The organism is Microcoleus sp. Pol11C3 (assembly GCF_036701485.1).
GTDB lineage: Bacteria > Cyanobacteriota > Cyanobacteriia > Cyanobacteriales > Microcoleaceae > Microcoleus.
In genome coordinates this window covers 1-2393 of record NZ_JAUBQW010000272.1, presented here as the reverse complement: position 1 = coordinate 2393, position 2393 = coordinate 1, and the positions used below count along the sequence as shown (strand labels likewise).

4 protein-coding genes are annotated in these 2393 nt (G+C 35.6%); 2 read left to right on the top strand and 2 right to left on the bottom strand.

Annotated elements, in window-relative coordinates:
* The first annotated feature begins 23 nt into the window (after positions 1-23).
* Entirely contained in the window at positions 24-161 is a 138-nt protein-coding gene (locus QUA40_RS28400) for a hypothetical protein (RefSeq protein WP_333132004.1), read from the top strand.
* Here the strand turns inward: QUA40_RS28400 and QUA40_RS28395 are convergent, their stop codons facing one another.
* Positions 162-359 (bottom strand): DUF433 domain-containing protein, encoded by a 198-nt coding sequence (locus QUA40_RS28395; protein ID WP_333132002.1) that lies wholly within the window; start codon positions 357-359, stop codon positions 162-164.
* A 184-nt stretch (positions 360-543) separates the two neighbouring features.
* Positions 544-744: a hypothetical protein gene (locus tag QUA40_RS28390; protein ID WP_333132000.1), complete on the bottom strand. Its 201-nt coding sequence runs from the start codon at positions 742-744 to the stop codon at positions 544-546.
* 117 nt (positions 745-861) lie between these two features.
* Here QUA40_RS28390 and QUA40_RS28385 point away from each other — a divergent pair, with 117 nt between their 5' ends.
* The gene (locus QUA40_RS28385) at positions 862-2085 is read left to right on the top strand and encodes a PIN domain-containing protein (RefSeq protein ID WP_333131998.1); all 1224 of its coding nucleotides are present in this window, start codon (positions 862-864) and stop codon (positions 2083-2085) included.
* The last annotated feature ends 308 nt before the right edge of the window (positions 2086-2393 follow it).

Sequence of the window (2393 nt, the reverse complement as noted above, 5' to 3'; positions counted from 1 at the left end):
GATAGTCTATATGGAAGCTCATAATGGTAAATGTATTGGTATATACATTTTACACCATAAACTCAGGAGAGCCGCTTAAACCGGAGATTAATTTTAAGCAGCGGGATTCGGGAACTACTCAAGGAAATTACAGCCGCACCATGTCTCAAATCGGCGGGTAATTATCTATCTGCAGCAAAAGCAAGGCAGGCTTTGATGTCTGCCGAAGTTAGTTCTGAAAAATCTTCCAGAATTTCTGCTTCCGTCATGCCACCGACGAGATATTCTAAGATGTCGTAGACAGTGATTCGCATTCGCCGAATACATGGTTTGCCACTGCGTTTTTCCGGTTCAATTGTGATGATGTCGTGGTAGTCCATAAAGCAATATTTTGTACTAATAAGCGTAATTATAACTGCTAATAATCCTGGTTTGTTTAGGTCAGGATTTCAGGTTTGAGCAAGTAGGGATAAAAAAAGAACCCTGACGTTGAAAGCAGCCAAGGCGGATCAGTTTTCTCATGGTCTGCGGCAAAAGCAAGACAGGCTTTGATGTCTGCCGAATTTAGTAGGATTTTCCACCAATAAGACTCCAAAATTGGCGGCAGTCCGATCGACACGGGGCGATCAACTCCACATCTCCGACGGCTGGCACGGCTGGCACGGCTTCAAAATGGAACCATTTAGCGCGGTCTAGGGGGTTTTGGGGTGATTCACGTCTGGCACGGTAACGCTCGCACAATCGCACCCTAACCGTGTCTGGCACTGCCACGGCTCGCACAGTTATACGGTTTTTATGGTTATGGCAAGGTTGGTACGATGGCGATAAGGCTAGCTTTATGATACATTTAGCAGTTGGGTGTACAACTGAGAGTTAAGATAAATGGCTACAAAAAAGACAATAAAACGTTTTCCTTTGTTAGTTGCTCTTGATACAGAAGTTTTTTATAAGTCTCATTTAAGCTATGATTCAACACAATGGAAAGCTTTAATTACGTTTGTTCGAGAAGAAAAAATAAAATTGTTTGTAACTTCTATTACTATTCATGAAGTAAGAAAACATATTACTGAACAAGCACAATTAATTTCTCAAGTTATCAATCATTTTGTACATGGATTGCTTCACAAAAAATTTCAACCATCTAAAGATAGTCCTAAAATAACAATTCCTACTAAATCGACCTTGCTTAATCAATTCAAAAAACAAGTTGAAGATTTAGCACCTGATTTTGAGCAAATTAATCAGGAGATTCAAAACAAATTTGAAGTTTTGTTTGAACAAGCTAAATTAGAGATAATCGACATTGATGGGGTTTCAGTAGATGATGTTTTTAAAAGTTATTTTTCTTGTACTCCCCCATTTAGTGAAAAAAAGAAAAATGAATTTCCAGATGCTTTTGCACTTTTAGCCCTTCAAAAAGCGGCACAAGATAAAAATCAAATAATTTGTGTCGTTAGCGGTGATTCTGATTGGGAAAATTATTGTATTTCAACAAAAAACACACATCTTTGTTATTTTAAAAGTCTTGAGGATTTATTACAAAGTATAAATGAAGGTATTGATTCTGATGAGTTTAGTGAAATTTATGAATTGTTTCAGGATAAACAAGACGACATAAAAGAAGAAATAAAGAAGAAATTTTTAGAGTTTAATTTTTCAGTGGGCATAAATGATAGTTCACTTGAATGGGGTAGTGTAAAGACTCGAATTAACGTTAAAACAGTATATATTGGTGGTAGTTCATTAATACATATTGTTAAATCTTCATTAATCAATGTTGATGGTTTTGACATCAATCAAGTTTTAGTAACATTTAAAATAGCAGTTATTATAGGTTGTGATGTCAAGATAAATTACACTAGATTGGTATATGAAGATTATGATAATGAAGAATATGATATACCTTCTTTTGTAAAAGAAGAAAGAGAAATAATCGTTCAACCATCTTATGATGGTATTTATTCTGATGTAGAACTTACGCTTATGTTCACTAGAGATGAAAATAATACTTTATGTTATCCTGTTATAAAATATGTTAATATCAATCCTGATAATGATTTAAATGAAATATTTATTAGTTCAATCATTGAGTGTGAGGATGAATAATATTAGATAAATGAACGGTTTTACTTAGATGTGAAAATCTGAATTGTGTTGCTAATTCCTACCATATCTTGATGTAGCTGCAAGGGTTATAGGGCTTAGGCGGGGAAATGTGAGTTTCCCCGCCTAGCTTGATTTATAGATGTTTCAGCCTCTAAATCAGGATATGCTCTTATCCTGATTTAGTAAAATAACGTGCCTGATATTTGTGTTATTAACTGGTTCCCAGGCTCTAGCCCTACCGTGTACACACAAGTTGATTCTGAGCTAGTTTCCATCCCAAAAAGATGGATTCAAACTGTCGGAGTCCA